The 20219-nt window shown below is 64.4% G+C and carries 15 protein-coding genes; 9 read left to right on the top strand and 6 right to left on the bottom strand.

The genetic code is table 11. The annotated features are described in order from the left end of the window. Positions 1-33 precede the first annotated feature (33 nt). Genes catC through ASC94_RS03360 form a run of 3 tightly spaced genes read right to left on the bottom strand, consistent with a single transcriptional unit; the run spans position 34 to position 2485 of the window. On the bottom strand, positions 34-324 hold the full coding sequence (catC, locus tag ASC94_RS03370; RefSeq protein ID WP_056390701.1) for a muconolactone Delta-isomerase: 291 nt from the start codon (positions 322-324) through the stop codon (positions 34-36). Between the two features lie 27 nt (positions 325-351). Beyond that, positions 352-1494 carry a muconate/chloromuconate family cycloisomerase gene (locus ASC94_RS03365; RefSeq protein WP_056390699.1) on the bottom strand — a complete coding sequence of 381 codons (1143 nt, stop codon included), beginning with the start codon at positions 1492-1494 and terminating at the stop codon, positions 352-354. A gap of 31 nt (positions 1495-1525) precedes the next feature. Beyond that, a complete protein-coding gene (locus ASC94_RS03360) occupies positions 1526-2485 on the bottom strand; it encodes a PDR/VanB family oxidoreductase (RefSeq protein WP_056390697.1) in 960 nt (319 codons plus the stop codon). A 126-nt stretch (positions 2486-2611) separates the two neighbouring features. On the opposite strand from ASC94_RS03360, the gene ASC94_RS03355 reads away from it, so the two are divergent. Next, entirely contained in the window at positions 2612-3535 is a 924-nt protein-coding gene (locus ASC94_RS03355) for a LysR family transcriptional regulator (RefSeq protein ID WP_056390694.1), read from the top strand. 21 nt (positions 3536-3556) lie between these two features. On the opposite strand, the gene ASC94_RS03350 is transcribed toward ASC94_RS03355, so the two are convergent. Further along, positions 3557-4612, bottom strand: a complete 1056-nt coding sequence (locus tag ASC94_RS03350; protein WP_056390691.1) for a porin — start codon at positions 4610-4612, stop codon at positions 3557-3559. Between the two features lie 345 nt (positions 4613-4957). Here ASC94_RS03350 and ASC94_RS03345 point away from each other — a divergent pair, with 345 nt between their 5' ends. The 8 genes from ASC94_RS03345 (at position 4958) to ASC94_RS03310 (ending at position 17573) form a co-directional block, all read left to right on the top strand. Further along, positions 4958-5368, top strand: a complete 411-nt coding sequence (locus ASC94_RS03345) for a tautomerase family protein (RefSeq protein ID WP_056390689.1) — start codon at positions 4958-4960, stop codon at positions 5366-5368. A gap of 86 nt (positions 5369-5454) precedes the next feature. Then, the gene (locus ASC94_RS03340) at positions 5455-6513 is read left to right on the top strand and encodes a branched-chain amino acid ABC transporter permease (RefSeq protein WP_229417150.1); all 1059 of its coding nucleotides are present in this window, start codon (positions 5455-5457) and stop codon (positions 6511-6513) included. Then, positions 6510-8354 (top strand): ATP-binding cassette domain-containing protein, encoded by a 1845-nt coding sequence (locus ASC94_RS03335; protein ID WP_056390683.1) that lies wholly within the window; start codon positions 6510-6512, stop codon positions 8352-8354. Before ASC94_RS03340 ends, ASC94_RS03335 begins: the two co-directional genes overlap by 4 nt. Then, positions 8351-9076, top strand: a complete 726-nt coding sequence (locus ASC94_RS03330) for an ABC transporter ATP-binding protein (RefSeq protein WP_157201260.1) — start codon at positions 8351-8353, stop codon at positions 9074-9076. The genes ASC94_RS03335 and ASC94_RS03330 overlap by 4 nt, the downstream gene beginning before the upstream one ends. A gap of 401 nt (positions 9077-9477) precedes the next feature. Then, entirely contained in the window at positions 9478-10896 is a 1419-nt protein-coding gene (locus ASC94_RS03325) for a DUF1593 domain-containing protein (RefSeq protein ID WP_200955531.1), read from the top strand. A 108-nt stretch (positions 10897-11004) separates the two neighbouring features. Then, positions 11005-12264 carry an AraC family transcriptional regulator gene (locus ASC94_RS03320; RefSeq protein ID WP_162251390.1) on the top strand — a complete coding sequence of 420 codons (1260 nt, stop codon included), beginning with the start codon at positions 11005-11007 and terminating at the stop codon, positions 12262-12264. Between the two features lie 787 nt (positions 12265-13051). After that, the gene (locus tag ASC94_RS03315; RefSeq protein WP_157201259.1) at positions 13052-14329 is read left to right on the top strand and encodes a hypothetical protein; all 1278 of its coding nucleotides are present in this window, start codon (positions 13052-13054) and stop codon (positions 14327-14329) included. A gap of 115 nt (positions 14330-14444) precedes the next feature. Continuing rightward, entirely contained in the window at positions 14445-17573 is a 3129-nt protein-coding gene (locus ASC94_RS03310; RefSeq protein ID WP_162251389.1) for a TonB-dependent receptor, read from the top strand. Positions 17574-17754: 181 nt separating this feature from the next. On the opposite strand, the gene ASC94_RS03305 is transcribed toward ASC94_RS03310, so the two are convergent. Both ASC94_RS03305 and ASC94_RS03300 read right to left on the bottom strand, forming a co-directional pair. After that, positions 17755-19239, bottom strand: coding sequence for a tryptophan halogenase family protein (locus ASC94_RS03305; protein ID WP_056390667.1), 1485 nt, complete (start codon positions 19237-19239; stop codon positions 17755-17757). A 45-nt stretch (positions 19240-19284) separates the two neighbouring features. Beyond that, entirely contained in the window at positions 19285-20127 is an 843-nt protein-coding gene (locus ASC94_RS03300; RefSeq protein WP_056390663.1) for a PA14 domain-containing protein, read from the bottom strand. Positions 20128-20219: the final 92 nt, after the last annotated feature.

Below are 20219 nucleotides of genomic sequence, written 5' to 3'. Positions count from 1 at the left end.
CTTTGGTCTGGGTTGTCGTGCGGGGTGGTGTAATCAGCGGTCGTCGTCATGGATCGACGACGGGTGGCGGCACAGCGCTTGCACCTCGATGTCCATGTACGGGAAGAGCGGCAGCGTCAGCAGCAGGTCGTGCAGCTCGGCGTTGCCGGCGACGTCGAAGATGCTGACGTTGGCGTAGCGGCCGGCCACGCGCCACAGGTGGCGCCACTTGCCGCTGCGCTGCAGCGCTTCGGCGACGGCCCGCTCGCTGGCTTTCAGGCGGTCGGCTTCGTCGGCCGGCATGGTGTGCGGCAGGCGGACGGTCATGCTCACTTTGAATAACATCGGCTTGTCCTTTGTTGTGGTATTTGATCAGGCGCCACGGCCGGAACGGCGCTGCAGGAAGGCGACCTTTTCTTCATCGATGTCGATGCCCAGGCCGGGGCCGGAAGGCAGGTGCAGCGAGAAATCGCGGTAGTCCAGCGGCGTGCGCAGAATGTCCTCGGTCAGCAGCAGCGGTCCGAACAGCTCGGTGCCCCAGGCCAGTTCCGTGAACGTGGAGAACAGCTGGGCCGAGGCGATCGTGCCGACCGCGCCTTCCAGCATGGTGCCGCCATACAGGCCGACATTGGCCGCCTCGGCGATCGCGGCCACCTGCTGGGCGCCGCGCAGGCCGCCGGACTGGGTGATCTTGATCGCAAACACATCGCTGGCGCGGCATTCGGCGAGCCGGAAGGCGTCGGTCGGTCCGTGCAGGGCTTCGTCCGCCATCAGGGGGATGCGGTTCATGCGGCGCAGGCGGCGCATGCCTTCGTCGTTGCCGGCGGCGATGGGCTGTTCGACGAGATCCACCCCGGCCTGTTCCAGCATGCCCATGCCCAGCATGGCGTCGGTTTCGGACCAGGCCTGGTTGACGTCGACGCGCACGCTGGCATGGTCGCCTAGCGCGCGCTTGATGGCCGCCACGTGTGCCACGTCGGCAAGCACGTCGCGCGCGCCGATCTTCAGCTTGAAGATGCGGTGGCGCTTTTGTTCCAGCATGCGTTCGGCTTCGGCGATGTCGCGCTCGGTGTCGCCGCTGGCCAGTGTCCAGGCGACCGGCAGGCTGTCGCGTACGCGGCCGCCGAACAAGCTGCTCAGGGGCACGCCCAGCCGGCGCGCCTGCGCGTCGTACAGCGCGGTTTCGATGGCGCACAGCGAAAACCGGTTGCCTTGCAGGTGGGTGCGTAAGTCCCGCATGCGCGCGCCCGGGCTGGTGGCGTCCGCGCCAAGCAGCAATGGCGCCATATAGGCGTCGATATTGACGCGCATGCTCTCCGGGCTTTCCTCGCCATAGGCAAGTCCGCCGATCGTGGTCGCTTCGCCCCAGCCGGTCACGCCGTCGGCGGCCCGTACGCGCACCAGCACAAGCTTTTGCCGGCGCATCGTGGTGACCGACAACTGGTGCGGCCGGATCGTAGGCAGGTCGAGCAGCAGGACGTCGACGCTGTCGATAGGAATAGGTGTATGGCTCATGGGTTCTTTCGTGGTGGGGGGAGGGCGCCGGCTAGAGATCGAGCACCAGCCTTGGCGAGCAGGCGCGGGAAACGCACAGGCAGATCTGGTCGTTGGCGGCCTTCTCCTTTTTCGACAGGCAGTTGTCGCGATGGTCGGGCGTGCCGCCGAGCAGCGGGACCACGCAGGTTCCGCAGATGCCTTCGCGACAGGAGGTATCGATCACGATGCCTGCGCCTGCCAGCACATCGACTATCGTGCTGCCGGCCGGCACCGGCAGGACTTGGCCGGAACTGGCGATCGCCACTTCGAAGGCGGCGTCGCCGGTGGCGGACGCGTTCGCGGCCGGCGCGGCGGCCTGGAAATGCTCGAGGTGCACCGCTTCCTCGCCGCGCGAGCGGACCGCACAGGCAACCACGGCGTCCATGAACGGGCCCGGGCCGCACGTATAGACGTGGGCCTGCGGGCTGGCCGCGTTCATGCACGCGTCGATGTAACGGGGCATGTCCGCGCGCGCCACGCCATAGTGGAAGCGCACGTGGTGGGCGAATGGCGGCGCGGCGAGCAGGTCGGCGAACGCCGCGTACTCGGGGCTGCGCACGAAGTAGTGCAGCGTGAATGCGTGGCTGCGCTCGACCAGCCGGTACGCCATCGCCAGCAGCGGCGTGATGCCGATGCCCGCCGCGAAGAGCACGTGCTCGGTAGCGGCCGGGTCGAGCGCGAACAGGTTGCGCGCCGTGCCCACTTCCAGTTCACTGCCGACCGTGACCGCCTCGTGCAATGCGCGCGAGCCGCCGCGCGATTGCGGCTCCTTTTTGACCGCGATGGTGTAGGCGCGATCGTCGCCGGGCGCGCCGCAGAGCGAATATTGCCGCGTGACGCCGCCGGGCGCTGTCACATCGACGTGCGCCCCCGGCTCATACGCTTCCAGCCGCGCGCCATCTGCCCGCACCAGGCGAAACGAGCGTACTTCCGCTGTTTCATCCACGATTTTTTCAACAATCATTTTCATGCCATCACCTACGGTAGAAAGCCGGCGCCGCCAGCCTGTTGCAACGATGAATTCATTTTATGGACCGGGTGAAGATTTATCAAATTGATGTAAAATATTATTCGCATAAACGGCATGGATTTTGGTATGACGACCTTCAACAACATGGATCTGAATTTGCTGCGCGTATTCCAGGCGATTTCGGATGAGCGCAGCCTGACGCTGGCGGGCGACCGCTTGCACCTGTCCCAGCCAGCGGTCAGCTATGCGCTGCGGCGCCTGCGCACGATCTTCAACGACCCGCTGTTTATCCGCACCAAGACCGGCATGCAGCCCACGCCCGCGGCGCTGGAACTGGCCAAGCCGATCACCCGCGCGCTGCAGGCGGTGCAAGATGCGCTCAGCTATGCCGAGCAGTTCGTGCCGGCGCTGAGCACGCGTACATTCACGCTGTCGATGACCGATGCTGCCGAGATGTTCTTTCTGCCGCCGCTGTGCGAATACATGCGGGCACACGCGCCGTTGGCGCGCATCCATGTCGAGCAGGTGCGCAAGAGTGCAATCGAGGAATCGTTGCGCACGGGACAGCTCGACTTCGCCATCGGCAACCTGCCGCTGCTCAAATCGATGACGCGCCATACGCTGCTGTTCAGGGAAACCTATGTTTGCCTGACGCGCAGGCGGCCGGGCCTGCCGGCCGGGCCGGCGCTCGGGGTGGAGGAATTCCTTGGCCTGTCCCACGTGCAGGTGCAATCGGCCGAGAGCAGCCACCACCAGCTGGAGGAGGTGTTCCGTGCCAACGGCATCGACCGTCCCATCGCGCTCGATATTCCCCATTTCTCCGTCCTGCCCAGCATCCTGGCCCGTTCCGACCTGGCGGTGACCCTGCCGTACCGGATCGCGCGGCTGTTCAATGCGCAGGAACAGTTTTCGCTGTACGGGTTGCCGGTTGCGATTCCGGAAGTCGAGGTGACGCTGCACTGGCACCAGGACTTCGAAGGCGACGCCGGCAACCGCTGGATGCGGCAGGCCATTGTCGACCTGCTGCAGGAATACGGCCGCCAGGGCTGACAGGGCGGGGCGGCCGCGCGCTCAGAACAAGTGGCGCACGCCGATGCGCAGGGCGTTCTGGGTGCCGTCCGCATCCGGTACGCCGACCGCCGCAGTGGTCTGGGCGGGGAAGCCGCGGTCGCGCAGGAATGCGCCTACGGCGTACACGTTGGTGCGGGTCGACAGCTTGTAGTTCGCAACCAGGGTGAGCTGGTTTGCGCTGCGGATGGCGTTGTTGCGCGATTGACGCTGCACGCCGGCGGAAAGGTCGACCGTGGGCGAGGTGGACCAGGTGGCGCCGATCTCCGCATTGTTCGCTTCGAGCTGGCGGCCGCTATTATTGGTAACCCGCGTCAGCAGGCTGAAGGCGCGCACGCTGCCCAGTTTGTAGCTGCCGCCCAGGCCGTAGATGCGCGTTGTATAGACGCCCGCCGCGTCGCGCAGGTCCGTGACCGCAAAGCCGGCGCTGGCCGGGCCGGCGTCATAAGCGAGGCGCATGCTCCAGGTGCGTCCCGCCGCGCTGTTGCCCGGCACTTCACCCAGGCCATACAGCGCGCCGACGCTCCAGCCGCCGAAGCTCTGGCTCTGGAATTTGACCGAATTGTTGACCCGGTCCCCCGCGTAGATGCGGTCGTTCAGCACCCCGGCCGTGCGCGGGCTCGCGTGCAGGCCAAAAGCGAGCAGTCCGGCCACTGTCGCCGCGCCGGTGGAGTAGGCGTTCTGGTTGATCATGAAGTCGTAGTGGCGCCCCACACTGACACTGCCGACCTTGTTGGCGATGCCGACGAATGCCTGGCGGCCGAAGATCAGTCCGCCCTGGCCCAGCGCGCCGTCGTCCAGCGTGTAGCCGGTCTCCAGCGTGAAGAACGCGCTCACGCCATCGCCCAGCTGTTCCGTGCCCTTGAAGCCGATGCGGTTCGCGTTGGCGACACCGGTATCCATCTTGGTCAGCGGGCGCGGTCCGCCGGTGCCGACAGCACTGTCCGAATAGCGGGTCAGGCCCGCATCGATGAGGCCGTAGATCGTAACCGGGTCCGCATGGGCCATCGCGGCCGTGCAAAGCGGGGCGGCGCACAGCGCGCGCAAAGTCTTATTCATGTTCAGCTATCTCCTGACACAACTAACAATGGGGGCCGCCCGCGGCATGGCACGGGCGTATGAATGTTGAAGCAAGGGAATGGTAAGAGTGATAAGCGGATTAATCCAATCGATGGGGAATATGATTCCCATCCATGGAACTCATGCACCAAAGCGTTGCTGCAAGGTGGAATCCGGTGCATTGCCGCGCCTGACGCACCATTACGGTGAATAAGCCAAGCTAATGAATATCATCAACGGTATAAATTTGATTTATCCGCATGCCCCGCATAGTATTCCTCAGATGCCGCAGGTTCAACGGCCGTTTGCGCCCGCTGGCATGTCTGTTTTTAACTCCAGGAATACATGATGCCGACCATAGAAGCATTTATCGCCGAGGGATACAGCCACCGGCAAAAGCACGACCTTATCGAGGCCATGACTCACGCAGTCGTGGACGCGATCGACGCTCCCATCGATTCGATCAGGGTCATCCTGAACGAAGTGGCAACCCATGACGCGGGCATCGGCGGCAAGACGGGCGCGGCGATCAGCGTCGCCCAGGCTTTCCTGATCGCAGGCCGCAGTATTGAGCAGAAGCGCCGCCTGATAGCGGGGCTCACCGTTGTGATGGCGGCACTGCCCGGCGTCGACAGCGGCGGCGTCCGCATCATCATCAAGGACATCCCCAATACGGATTTCGGCATCGCCGGCCAGACGGCCCAATCGCTAGGCAGGGGCATCGACCGCAGCGCCATGGCGGCCGCAGCGCGTTGACAGGCGCGCGGGCAGGCCTGCAGCTTGCAACCCGGACCGACCTTAACAACAATTAAGAGCAGAGAGCAGAGAGCAGATGTGGAGACATGATGGATAGCGATGTGATATTGATACTTTTAACGGATGGCGTCGCCAATGGCGCGATCTACCTGCTGGCCGGCATCGGCATGGTGCTGGTGTTTTCCGTGACCCGGGTTGTGTTCGTGCCGTTCGGTGACGTGGCCGTGTTCGCCGCGCTGAGCCTGGCGGCTTTTGAAAGCGGCCACCTCCCGCCCACGGTGTGGATGGTGGCGCTGCTGGCCGCCATCGCGGTGGGGCTGGAAGTGCTGCGGCTGATCAGGGCGCACGATTATGGCAAAATCCCGGCTGCCGTGCTTGGCTGGGGCATCCTGCCCGCCTTGCCTTGTGTGGCCGCTTGGTCGTTGGCGGGGACCCAGGCGCCCGCAGCATTGAAGGTGCTGTGCGCCATCCTGCTGGTGGTGCCGATCGCTCCGCTGGCGGCGCGCATCCTGCTGCAGCCGATCGCCGATGCCTCGTCGCTGGTGCTGCTGATGGCCGCGCTGGTCATGCATTTCCTGTTCGCCGGCCTGGGCCTGATGTTCTTTGGTCCCGAAGGCCACCGCACGCAGGTGCTGCTGGACGGCAGCTGTGACCTGGGCGCGACCTTCGCCGTGTCCATGCAAACCGTCCTGATGGTGGGCGCCGCCGGCTTGCTGGGGCTGATGTTCTTCCTGTTCTTCGAATACACCCTTGTCGGCAAGGCATTGCGGGCTACCGCCGTCAACCGCGTTGGCGCCCGCCTGGTCGGCGTGCGCCCGGCGCGCACGGCACTGATGGCCTACCTGTGCGCTTCGCTGCTTGCCGGTCTGATCGGCGTGCTGATCGCACCCATCACGACCCTGTACTACGACTCGGGCTTCACCATAGGCCTGAAAGCCTTTGTCGCGGCCATCATCGGCGGCCTGACGAGCTACCCGCTGACCGCGCTGGGCGCGGTCGCAGTCGGCATCCTGGAGAGCTTCGGGGCCTTCTGGAGCGGCGCCCTGAAGGACGTGATCGTGTTCAGCGTCCTGATTCCAGTGCTGCTGGTGCGCTCGTACTACGCCGTCCATTCCGAAGATGAAGTCGAGGAGATCAACCAATGAGCAGCATTTTCCTTCACCGCCACGCGCCGCTGGCGGTCGTCGCCGCGCTGTTGCTGCTGCCGCTGGCACTTGGCAATTTCGGCATCGGCCTGATGAACGATATCGGCATCGGCGCCATGGTCGCCCTGGGCCTGGTGATGCTGACCGGCGTCGGCGGCGTGACCTCGTTCGGCCAGGCAGCCTTTGTCGGCATCGCCGCCTATTCGACCGCGTGGCTGACCTCGGCGCACGCCCTGTCGCCCTGGCTGGGCCTGTTGTTCGCGTTGCTCATGACGGGCGGCGCGGCATTGGTCATCGGCATGCTGACCTTGCGGCTCGGCAGCCACTACCTGCCGATCAGCACGATTGCCTGGGGCCTGTCGGTTCCGCTCGTCCTGAGCAATATCGAGGCGCTGGGCAGCCATACCGGCATGAGCGACATCGCCCCGATCCAGGTCGCCGGCTTTTCGCTCGCGTCGTCGGGTGCCATGTACTACCTGATCTGGGGCATGCTGGGCCTGGTGTACCTGTTCAGCAGCAATCTGCTGCGCTCGCGCCAGGGCCGCGCCATGCGCAGCCTGCGGGGAGGCAACAGCCTGTTGGCAAGCGTGGGGGCGGACGGCTACCGCCTGCGCCTGACCCTGTTCGTCTATTCGGCGCTGGTGGCTGGCCTGGCAGGCTGGCTCTATGCGCACAACAGCCGCTACATCAGCCCGTCGACGTTCGATGTCCACGGCAGCATCAATTACCTGCTGATGGCGGTGGTCGGCGGTCTGCTGCAACTGCCGGGAGCGATTGTCGGCTCGGCCATCGTCATCCTGCTGCGCAATACCCTGCAGGATGTGCTGCCGCTGCTGTCAAGCCGCGGCACCCAGCTGGAAGTCATCGCCTTCAGCCTGCTTTTCCTGTTGCTGCTGCACCATGCCCGGGCCGGCGTGTGCGGCTATGCGGTGAAACTGGCCGCCAGGTACCGCCGGGCGCCGCTTGCCGCGAGCGCGGCTGGGGGCGCCGATCTGCCGCCGCTGCCCCGGCGCAGCCAGCCGGCCGCCGGCAAGACCATCCTCAGTGCCCGCAAGGTGACCAGGCGCTTCGGCGGCCTGGTGGCCGTCAACGACGTCAGCTTCGACATCGCTGCCGGCGAGATCGTGGGCCTGATCGGGCCGAACGGCGCGGGCAAGTCGACCATGTTCAACCTGCTGACCGGCGCCATCGGGCTCAGCTCCGGCGCGGTGTCCTTCATGGGCCGCGACGTGACTAAACTGTCCCAGCGCGACATCGCCCAGCTCGGCATGGGACGCACCTTCCAGCACGTCAAGCTGCGCCCCCAGATGAGTCTGCTCGACAACGTCGCGCTGGGCGCCCATGGGCGTACCCGCAGCGGCGTGCTCGCTGCGGGCCTGGGCCTGGACCAGCGCGAGGAAGCGCAGATCTTCGTCGAGGCGCGCACGCAGCTGGCGCGCATCGGCTTGGCCGGTCGCGAGCATGAACTGGCGGGCGCGCTGCCGCTCGGCACGCAGCGCCTGCTAGAAATCGCCCGCGCGCTGATGGCCGACCCGGTGATGCTGGTGCTGGACGAGCCGGCCGCTGGCCTGCGCCATGGCGAAAAGCAGGAACTGGCCGAACTGCTGAAGCAACTGCGCCGCCAGGGCGTGACGATCATGATCGTCGAACACGACATGGACTTTGTGATGAAGCTGGTTGATCGCCTGGTCGTGATGAACTTCGGCAGCAAACTGATGGAGGGCGCTCCCGCCGCGGTGCGGCGCGACGCCAGCGTGCAGGCGGCCTACCTGGGCGGCGACCTGGCCGACGAACAATGCGACGACAAGAAGCAGGCAGCGTACATGGGAGATGCAGCGTGAACCCGATTCTGGAAATAGAGAACTTGCAGGTGAACTATGGGCAGGTCGAGGCGGTGCGCGGCATCTCGCTGAAGCTGATGCCCAGGGAAATCGTGTCCGTCATCGGACCGAACGGCGCCGGCAAGACATCGCTGCTGGCGGCCGCCATCGGCCTGCTGCCCGCGCGCGGCGCCGTGCGGATGGACGGCGAGTCGCTGGACGGCGTTGACGTCGAAGAGCGCGTCCGCCGCGGCCTGTGCCTGGTGCCGGAACAGCGCGAACTGTTCGGCGACATGTCGGTGCTGGACAACCTGCTGCTGGGCAGCTACAGCAAACGGGATTCCTCGGCGGCACGCCGGCGCAAGCTCGACGGCGTCTACCACCGCTTCCCGCGCCTGGCCGAGCGGCGCACCCAGCGCTCCAACACGCTGTCCGGCGGCGAACGCCAGATGCTGGCGCTGGGCCGCGCGCTGATGGCGGAGCCGCGCGTGCTGATGCTCGATGAACCGAGCCTCGGCCTGGCGCCGAAGATCGTCACGGAAATCCTGGCCATCGTGCGCGCGCTGCGGGACGACGGCATCTCTATCATCCTGGTCGAGCAGAATGCGCTGGCAGCGCTGCGCAGCTCCGACCGGGGCGTGGTGCTGGAGCTGGGGCAGGTGTCGCTGGCCGGCGCGTCCCCCGAGCTGGCCCGGGACGCGCGGGTGCATGCCACTTACCTTGGCGGCGGCACGGACGACTGAAGCAGTGGGCCAGCGGCGTTGGCCCACCCGCCACGACCAGCTCAGGAGAACCTCATGCGCAATCGAATTTGCGAGGCACCCGCAGGGCTATGTAGCCGGCAGCGGGACGTGTTGTATCGGCCCGCTGTTGCGGCATCCGGCACGCCGGCGGAACATGCGGCCGCGCCTGCCGCTGTGCCGGCCAGCAAAGCCATGAAGCCGGACTGGCTTGCCGAAGCACTGTCGGGTCAGTGCGGGCGCTACGGCCGGCGCTGACCGGCGGCGCCTGCCCCGAGAGCAAATCGTTGCAGCCGTTGGCGGATTTCATAATTGTCTTCCCGCTTCTTGTGAATCACAATCCCTGCTTGCGAGCTACCGATTAATTCACCAGAGACATGATGCGACTATTCCCAATCACTGCCATGTTGACGGCGTTTCTGATCTTCGCGCCTGCCGTTAGCCTCGCCGAGCCGAAACAGCGCCTGATTGTCCTTAGCGATATCGAGGCCGATCCCGATGACAGCCAGTCGCTGGTGCGCTTGCTGCTGTACGCGAACCAGATCGATATCGAAGGCATTGTCGCCACCACCTCCACGCATCAGAAGTCGCGCATCGCACCGGCATCCATGCATGCGATCATCGACGCCTACGGCCGCGTGCAACCCAACCTGCTGAAGCACGAACCGGGTTTTCCGAAGGCGGCGGCGCTCAAAGCGCTGGTGCGTTCTGGCTCCCAACGCTACGGCATGCAAGGTGTCGGCGACGGCAAGGACTCGCCGGGATCGGACGCCATCATCCGGGCCCTGGAAAAAAATGACACGCGTCCCCTGTGGGTTGCCGTGTGGGGTGGTGCCAATACGCTTGCCCAGGCGTTGTACCGCATCGACCGCGACAGGACGCCGGAGCAGGCCGCGCGCCTGAGGAACAAGCTGCGCGTCTACACGATCTCCGATCAGGACGACACCGGTATCTGGATGCGCACCAGGTTCCCCGATCTGTTCTACATCGTCAGCCCCGGCGGGTACGGCAATGGCACCTGGACCGGCATGCACTCGACCGAGCCGGGCTTCGACAGCACGGAGGTGAGCAACAACTGGCTCGCGGCCCATATCCAGCAGGGGCATGGCCCGCTGGGCGCGGTGTATCCGGATGTCTCGTTTGGCGTGGAGGGCGATACGCCATCCTTCCTGTCCCTGATACCGAACGGCCTGAACGCGCCCGAGCACCCGGACTGGGGCGGCTGGGGAGGGCGCTACGCGTTGTACACGCCAGCGCTGGCGGCCACCAATCCGGAGGGCTTCACCGGCAACGTCCCGGTATTGCAAGAGCCGCGCCCCATCTGGACCAACGCCGTGGACAGTTACCGGCCCGTGGTCTACAACGAGTATGGCCGCAACGTGCAAGCCCACGACAAGGTCTCCACCGGGTACAGGACCACCATCTGGCGCTGGCGCAAGGACTTCCAGAACGATTTCGCTGCGCGCATGGACTGGAGCACCAAGCCGTACAAGGAGGCGAATCATCCGCCAGTGGTCAAGCTCGGCCACGGCGACCGGCTGACCGTCAAATCCGGCGAGAATTTCATGATGACCGCCGCCGGCAGCTCCGACCCCGATGGAGACAGCTTGAGCTACCTGTGGTTCCAGTATCCCGAAGCCGGCAGCTGCAAGGAGCTGATCAAGCTGGGGTACGCGGACAATCACCATACCGTCTGGGGGCAGGCGCCCGTGGTCAGCAAGCCGCAGACCGCCCACTTCATCGTCAAGGTTATCGATAAAGGCAGCCCGGCGCTGACGCGTTACCGGCGCGTTGTCGTCACTTTCGTGCCGTCTACTCCCTGAACCGCCAGGAACGCCGCGTGCCCGGCGTCCAGAAGTACATGATGGTGCCGCTGCGAGGGCTGGCGGAAGTCAATGCTTGCATGCCCTGTGGTATGCGGGAGTCCCGCAGTGACAGGCGGCATGACATGCTGTACATTGCCAGACCTGACGACTGCCTCCGCACCGGCGTGCGGGCTTGCCGTTGTCCGACCATCAACTTTTATTTATATGCACGCGTTATATTCAAAGGCACTGCTTCGGCTGGTCCTGCTTCTCGGGATCAGTATTCTGATCGGGTATCTGTGCGTCAGCCGCAGCTATCACCGCGCCCCCTTGTTTGAGCAAGAGAATTTTTCCTGGGAGTTGCGCACGCACAGCACCAACGACGGAGCGACCAACCTGAGCGCGAAAGTCGATGCCGCGCGCCTGATCATGGAATTCGTCCTGTCGGGCAGCAATCCGCATTCCTATGTATCCAGCGCCTTGTTCTTCAGAGACAGCAAAGGCAAACCGGCATTGTTCGACTGGTCCGGGTTCGACAAGATCAGTTTCGAAGCGCGCTGCTTCCCCGCCGGTACCATCCGGATCGGCCTGAACACCTTCGATGACAAGCTGTCCAAACCGAACGACCTGATGACCTACCGCGCGCCATCGGCATACATCAACTGCAATCCGGATGGGACCCGGGCCGAACTCGATCTGGCGCATTTGGCCATTCCGGAGTGGTGGGTCGGCATGAACAAACTCAATCCAGCCGATCTGGGCTACTCGCTTGCCAAGGTTGCGCAGTTCGAAGTGGGCACCAGCAATGCCAGCCGCGTCAGCACCCCGTCGCGTATTGAAATCGCGCGAATCGAAATGCACGAGCGGAAATACGGCTACCTGTATTTTCTCGCCGCGTTCCTGTTACTGGCCTGGGCTGGTTTCGGGTTCTGGTTCGTCAAGCAGTACGCGCTGGCCCTGGCCAAGGACCTGCAAGCGCGGATGCAGAAAGACCTGCCGCTGGTGGCATACCAGCAGCTGACGCTGGAACCCCACCGCGAAAGGGAAAAATCCGCCATTTTGAAATTGCTGGCGACACGCTATGCGGATTCGGAACTGGACCTGGAAACCGTGGTGTCGGAAACCGGCGTTAACCGCAACAAGGTCAACGACATATTGAAGGCGGAAATGGGGTATACCTTTATCGGTTACCTGAACAAGCTCAGATTGACCGAAGCATCGCGCCTGCTGGCGGAGAAGACCAGCGCCAGTATCGCGGAAATCGCTTATTCAGTCGGGTATAAGAATTCCTCGTATTTCAATAAGCTGTTCAAGGAAGAATACGAATGCACCCCCAAGGCATTCCGCGAGATATGCAAAAAGGAGCCGCGGAAGCCGGCGGCATAAAGCCGATAGCTCGCCGGTAGCTCGCTGGCGGCGCTGCGCGCTGCCATGTTCATCGATGTACCTGCCGGCGCCGCGACGCGCGCCGGGTTCAGCAAGCGTCCGCATCTGCCTGCCCCTGCCAGGCCACGCGCAGTCCGCACCGTAGGCCTGAAACTCCATTCCCCCCTTTGAACCTGATGCCTCGCCGGCGCTCACGCTGCAGGCCGCGCCTGATGGTGGGCGCAGGCGTAGCGCGAATGGTGAAGATATTGAAGCGTGCAGATAATCGCATTGATAGTGCACTTCCTTTCACTTCCTTGCCCCCGATTTGCGGCGACGGCGCCGCAGCCACGGGCCTCCAATGGCGGCCAGCGCACGCTGCGGGCGTCTACTCCGGGCAATTAGCAAAATTTGCACTAGCGCCCATGCCGGTTGTGCAGAATTTTTGCACTCGGCCGCCAAGGCCTGCGGCGGGGCATTTTGGCACGTATTTTTGCCGATTTATTTGGGATAGACTCGGCCCGTTTGCCGGGTTGCGGTCTGCTCGCCGTCCTGCAAGCACAAGCCAAACTGTCAATGAACAGCGCGCCCAAAAATAAAATGGAGAAGACATGAGTGAAGTGCAGAACAGCGTCCTGGCGCCTGCGATGCCGGCAACCGCGCCGGCATTCGCAGCCACGGCCATCAACATCGATCCAGCCAGGCTGGACCCGTCACCAGCAAGAACGTCTCAGTGCAGGCATCAGGTTTCCGGCCTCGTCCGTGGCGCAAGCAACGTGAAGGAGGCATAAACATGAGGGGACAAGAAATGAGATTCCAGCTGACGGCTGTAGCACTGGCATGCGGCACGCTGCTGGCTGCCTGCGGAGGCAGTGGCGGCGGTGGTGGCGGCGGCGGCGCAGGCGGGATGGCGCAATCGGTATCCTTCCCGTTCCCGGGCGGCGAGACGGTAGCTGTGCCGCCGACCATCGCGACCATCACGCTGAAGGCCACGGCCAGTTCCGGTGGGCCGATTACCTACGTGTCGAACACGCCGGCCACGTGCAGCGTCAGTGGCGCCACGCTATCGCTGCTGAAAGCGGGCGAGTGCTCGGTGAACGCCAACCAGGCCGGCGGGGATGGCTACGCGGCAGCCACGCAACGCCAACTGTTTGTCATTCCCAAGCGGCCGGCGGCCATCTTCTTCCGCAACCCGGGGCCGCAGCCATTGGACGCGCAGCCCTTGCAGCTGGTGGCGGAGTCCTCCGTGGCCGGCTCCCCCCCGGTCTTTACCACCAGCACGCCCGCAGTGTGCGCGGTGAGCGGAACCGCGCTGCAAAAACTCGCCGATGGGCTATGCACTGTCACCGCCTCGATGGACGGCGGCGATATCTACGAGTCGGTGAAAGTGGTCAAGACCCTGCCGATCGGTAACGCGCTGTCGCCCGAGATCAAGTTCTTGAGCGGCTACAAGAATACGACGACCACCAGCGAGGATGGGAAAGTGGACCCGCGCGGCGGCAGCAGCGAGACCGACTGGTGGTGCAAGGGCTGGTGCGATGTCAGCGTTGCCGCGGACGGCAGCAGCATCACCAATACCTACACCTACAAGAACCAGCCCTACACGGACGGACGCTGGTGGCGGGTGTGGTCGGAAATCGACGTGTACGCGCCCCACGTGACGCAGATCTCGAACAGCAAGGATACCCAGGAAGGCGTGCGGATCGACGCCCAGGCGGCGCTGAAGTTCAACTTCTCGCAGAACCAGGAATGGTTCGCCACGGGGGACAACCAGGTCGAAGTCGACCTGATCCTCGGCCACTTCAACCGCAAAAAGAACAACGACGAGTGCAATGTGCACTTGCGGGCGACCTTCAAGCCAAGCTCGCCGGCGCCAGCGAACTACAGTCTCAAGCTCAGGGACTTCACAGTCGGGGAGTCGTGCGAACTGACCGGTCTGAACCCCTGGTTCGAGCTGCAAGACTATTCGGTCGTCGCGGTCAGGTTCGCCTCACCGGTCGGCAACTTCAAGGTGCCGAGTCCGACTGCGCCGCCGCCGAATTACCCGACCACGATCACGCTGACCGGGCCGATCACTTTCCAGTGACGGCGCACCGCCATTTACTGCCTCCGCGCGGCGCGGCGGGCAGCGAAAAGAAAAATATGATTTCAAGAGGATGGAGATAATGAGGACAATCGTAGCAATGAGCAAGCGGAAACCCATGAGGATGACCGCGATGGCGTTCGCGGCGGCGCAGCTCGCAGCGCTGTATAGCGGCGCCGTGCAGGCGCAGACGGCGCCTTCGGCGCCGGTCGCCAAGGACGGGGAGTCCGTGAGTGTGGTTGTGACGGGCCAGCGCGCGGCGATGCAGTCGGCCGCCAAGCTCAAGCAGAATTCCGAGGAGGTGGTCGACGGCGTTGTCGCCGAAGAGGCCGGCAAGCTGCCCGACAAGTCGATTACCGAGGTGCTGCAGCGCGTCGTCGGCGTGACCATGGACCGCAACCGCTCGCGCGGCGACCCGGAACACTTCTCGGTCGAGGGTTCCGGCATTTCGGTGCGCGGTTTGACCTGGGGTTCGTCCACCCTGAACGGCCGCGAATCGTTCTCGGCCGGCTGGCCGGGGCGTGAATTGAGCTGGGGCGACATTCCGGCGGAACTGATGTCCGCAGTGGTCGTGCACAAGAATCCGCCGGCCGAGTTGATCGAAGGCGGCGTCAGCGGCCAGGTCGACTTGCGCACCGCGCTGCCGTTTGATTACAAGGGCGACAAATTCGCAGCCTCGACCTACCTGAACTACAACCAGCTCGGACGGCAAAAATCGCCCGCTGTCTCCGGCCTGGTCTCGAAACGCTGGGACAACGACTTCGGGCAATGGGGTGCGCTGCTCAACCTGTCCGCCAACCAGAGCAATTCCCACAACGATACGGTGCAAGTTGACGCCTACTTTCCGCGCACCGATATCGTCGCCGGACAAACCGTGTGGGTGCCCAAATCGGCCTCGTGGCGCACCAACCTCAGCGAGACGGACCGCGTCGGCGCATATGCCGCGCTGCAGTGGAAGAAGGGCGGGCTGGCGTCCGCGCTCACCTATTTCCACTCCGGCTACAAGGAAACCGGCACCGAGAACGCCCTGTTCACCGGTGTGGAGGACCCCTACAAGGTGACGCTCACCAACCCGGTGTTCAACAGCAAGGGCGTGCTGCAGTCGGCCAGGTACACCTTTCCGATCGGCGGCCGGGGCGCGAACAATTTCGTCGATGGCGGACTGGGTTTCAACTCCAACCAGACCTATAACGACCGGCGCTCGCAAACCCGCGAGATTGCCTGGAACGCCAAGTGGAACATCAACGAACGCTGGTCGCTCCAGAACGACCTGCAGTGGGTGCATGCCACCAACAAGAATACCGGCAACAACATGACCCTGGCCACGTTCGTGCCGAGCATGAATATCGACCTGAGCAAGAATATCGGGGAGATCACCTTCGACGACAAGGCGAAGGATTTCCTGCGCACGCCGGCCAACTACTACCTGGAGATGTTCGCGCCGCAAAGGGAGAAGGCGGACGCCGACCTGTATGCGTGGAAGACCGACGTGCGCTTCAATTTCGACCATCCGGTCATGCGCGATGTGCGCTTCGGCGTGCGCGCCACCAAGCGCACGGCGAACCGCGTCCAGGGAACCGGCTCGGAATGGTACAGCATCTCTAGGCCATGGGAAGTCAGGAATTCCTCCACGCCGGGGCAGCCGGCGGCCACGACGGACCTGCCGACCTGGGCCTCGCGCGCCAACTTCACCTACCTGAGCGATCCGAGGGTCGCGGCGCTGGTGCCGACCAGCCTGTACACCTTCGACAACTTCTTTAACGGCAAGATCCCCAACCCGGGCGCCCTGGTGGTGCCTAGCCTGGCTGCGGTCAAGGACTACCCCAACGCCTACATAGCGGCGGCGAATCCGATCATGAAGATTCAATGCGAGCAGGGCAACGCTCAATCGAACACCAACAACGACTGCTCGAACATCACCGACCCGTGGACGCCGCTGGTCTTCGACGGCAACCCGGCCAAGACCTCCCGCCAGTCGGAGCGCACGGAGGCTGCCTACCTGATGACGCGCTTCGGCTTCGAGGACCTGCGCTTCCCGGTCGAGGGCAGCGCTGGCGTGCGCGTGGTCCACACCGACACGCGGGCCCGTGGCTACACCGTGTTCAAGCCGGTCTACGGCAACGGCTCCGTGCCGTCGGTGCCGAGGTTCGGACCGATCGACGAGCCGATCGTGGAAGGCCGCAGCGCTGTCGACGTGTTGCCGAGTCTGAACCTGAAGATGGAAATCACCCCCAAGCTGCAATCGCGCTTCGCGTTCGCGAAGTCGATGTATCGGCCCAGCTTTGGCGACCTGAACGAGTACGTCAAGCTGGAGCAGCAGGTCATTATCGACCAGGACACCAAGGCTGTGACGGGCGTCAACTACAGGGGTGAAAACAAGGGCAACGTCCACATGAAGCCCACCAAGGCCGACAGCTTCGACGCGACGCTCGAATGGTATCCGGGCAATGGCTCGTCGCTGACGGGCGCGCTGTTCCACAAACGCGTGACGGACATCATCATGCGCTCGGCCTATACCCGGGACTACAACGACCTGGCCGGCAACCCGCAGACCTTCATGATCACCGCGCCGGACAATGCAGCGGACGGCAAGGTGACCGGCCTGGAGCTCGCTGGCCAGACCTACTTCAACAATGTGCCGGTGCTGGCGGACATCCTGCCGGAGTGGACCAGGGGATTCGGCGTCTCGGCGAACTACACCTACATCAAGAGCAAGCAGACGCTGCACCATCCGTACAACCTGAAGTACTGCCCGGCCGCCACATCGTTCAACAACAGTTCCCTGAACTTGCTGGGCTGCGACACCAATGGCCTGCCGTTCACCGATATGCCCTTGCAGTATTTGTCGAAGAACGCGTACAACGTCATGTTCATGTACGACCAGGGCCCGATGTCGATGCGCCTGGCCTACAGCTGGCGCAGCCGTTTCCTGCAGGGCGTCTCCGTCAACGGCACGCAGGGCGACACCGCCACCAGTGCCGATCCGACCCGGGCGACGATAGTCGATGGCAAGACGGTCTATCCGCGGGACGTGGGCTGGGGCTTGCCGACCTGGCAGGAAGCGGCCGGACAGCTGGACTTTGGATTCGACTACCGGTTCAACGATCATCTCCAGGCCAGTTTCAACGCAAGCAATCTGCTGGATACCGTCGTTAAGCAGACCCAACAGCAGGGTATCGGCAATATGATGCGTTCCTGGTTCGAGCCTGGCCGCAGTTATCGCCTGGCGCTGCGCTACACGTACTAAGTTCCCTTCCCGTCGTCCGCTGCCGCTTTGGCGGCAGTTTCAGAGGTGGCCCTGGCCGCCTCTTTTTTTGCCTGGTGCGCAGGATGTTGGGGGCGCTGAGCCCGTCGGCGGGTGTTACTGCATGCGGGCCCGGCGTCGGCCAGGCCCGGCATTGTCAGGGGCGCAGCGAGGCGTAGCCGGCTCAGCGCCCAAGCACGTGGCGCAGGAAGGCTTCGTGGGTAGGCATGCCCGCCACGACAGCGGCGAAATGGTCGCGCCGCTGGTGCAGCGCTTGCAAGGCTTCCGCGCGCGGCACCTCGGCCAGCACAGGGTCTGCGCGTAAGGGCCAGTTCCCCATGCCGGCGTGGATCGCCAGCCAGCTGGTGGCCTCGAAACCTTCTTCCCCGTACATATTCAGTGAGCCGGTCTGGCGCCACGCGTGCAGCTTGAAGTCCAGCGTCTCCGGCAGTTCCATGCTGGCCATGTCGCGCCACAGCGCGCTGTCGCGGCGCTCGGTGAGGCAATAGTGCAGGATGATGAAGTCGCGAATGCGCTCGAACACCCTCGCCATGCCCCGGTTATAGCTGGCCACGACGGCCGCGGCGGGCCGCGCACCCGGCAGCAGCAGTTCGATCACCTTGCCCAGGCCGCGCTGGATCAGGAGGATGCTGGTCGATTCGAGCGGTTCCAAAAATCCGGACGATAAGCCCAGCCCGACCACGTTGTGGACCCAGAAGCGCTCGCGGTGGCCGGTGGTGAAACGCAGCAGGCGCGGTTCGGCCAGGGCAGGGCCGTCCAGCTGGTCGAGCAATTGGGTGCGGGCGCGGTCCTCGTCGATGTAACGGGAAGAGAACACGTGACCGTTGCCAACGCGGCTACTGAGCGGAATCCGCCACGACCAGCCCGCTTCGAGCGCAGTGGCGACGGTGTGCGGGGCAAGCCCGGGGCCGCTCGGCTTGCTGGGCACGGCCCAGGCACGGTCGACCGGCAGCCAGCGGCTGAAATCGACGAAAGGCTCTTCCAGGGCACGGCCCAGCAGCAGCGACGCGAAGCCGGAGCAGTCGATGTACAGGTCGCCGGCCACCACGCGGCCGTCTTCGAGCTTGAGGTGGTCGACGCTGCCGTCGGCGCGCCGCCTGACTTCGACGATGCGCCCTTCGGTACGCCCCGCGCCCCTGCTGAGCGCGATGCCGCGCAGGAAGCCGGCGTACAGGCTCGCATCGAAATGGTAAGCATAGTTGAACAATCCGGCCTGATCCGCTGGCGGGGTGACGAAGCGGCCCTGGCTCGCCATCACGCTGGGCAGGCATTGTTCGCCGAGCGCGCCCAGCGCGGGGTCGTCTACCCGGCGGTACTGGCCCCACAGGCAAGCGGGGCCGGCCAGGTCGTCGAAATTGCCGAAGGTATGGAAGAAGCGGTGGCCCTTGGCGCGCCAGTCGCGGAACTCGATGCCGAGCTTGAACGTGCCGTTGGTGGCGCGCAGGAAATCGGCCTCGGCTATGCGGTTCAGCTTGTGAAAGTCGCGCAGCATGGGGAAGGTGGCTTCGCCCACGCCGACAATGCCGATCGCTTCCGATTCGACCAGTTCCACAGTGCTGCCCGGTAGCGCCGTCGCCAGTGACGTGGCAGCCATCCAGCCGGCGGTGCCGCCGCCAACGACGACGATGCGTTTGTATGCGGTGTTCATGTAGTGTCCTTGTCTCGCACGACTGGGGCAGGGGGCAGTCTTTGCTTATTCCTTGGGCTGGAGCTGCGCCAGCATGGAGGCCGGCGGCCGCCCTATCAGGCTGCGCGGCAGGTAGCTGTAGTCGGCCGCGCCCGGCTTTTTCCACGCAAGCATCAACGCGAGATCCGGGCCTGGTCCCTGGAAGTAGCGCACGCGGAAATTGCGCAAGCCTTTCTCCAGCTTGATGCTGGTCGCCACGGGTGTTGGGGCATGGATGCCGTCGTTGTCGATCACGTTTTCGTCGTCGATGCTGAGAACGGCGCCATCGTCGGCAAGCAGCATCACTTCCCAGGTGGCGGTTTCCGCAATATTGACCGTGAAGCGGATATCCAGGCCGAACCATTCGACCGTCGAGCCCAGGCCGGGAAAGCCTTCGCGGAAGGGGCGCGGGGCGATATCGAGTTGGGCCAGGCAAACGCGCTTGATCGGTTTGCGCCGGCGCATGTCGAACACTGATTGGTTGCCGGCAGTGAGGCGATAGACGTCGGCGATCATATGCCGATCCGAGTCCTCGGCGCATTCCTCGAACAGCTTGGGCGGCGTGCTGGGCGCCGCTTTGGCCAGTGGCGTCGGAGGGGGCGGAGGCGGGGACGCTGCGGCTGCCGGCGCCGAGGCAGCGGCCGGCGCCGGGGTCGCATCGGCCGCCGGTGGCGCGGCCACTGGGCTGTCGGCTAGCTTGACGGGAGGCAGATCGGGCATTGGCGGAATCTCCACCAGCGGAGGTTCGGCTTTGCTTGGCTCGGGCTGGGCGTCGGGAAGCTTCGTTTCCGGCGCTTTCGTGTCAAAGAGCACGACATCGACAGTGCGCGGCGCCGGTTCAGGCGAGGGCAGCCGCGCGCTCCACAGCATGACGGATGTCCCCAGTGCCAGATGGATCAGAATCACAAGGCCTATGGCGTAGCGATTGTACTGGCGCCGCCGGCGCGGCTCACGCTCAGGTT

It is taken from the genome of Massilia sp. Root418 (genome assembly GCF_001425265.1).
Classification (GTDB): domain Bacteria; phylum Pseudomonadota; class Gammaproteobacteria; order Burkholderiales; family Burkholderiaceae_D; genus Rugamonas.
The sequence above is the reverse complement of the archived record's forward strand: the minus strand, read 5'-3'. Positions and strand labels throughout refer to the sequence as shown.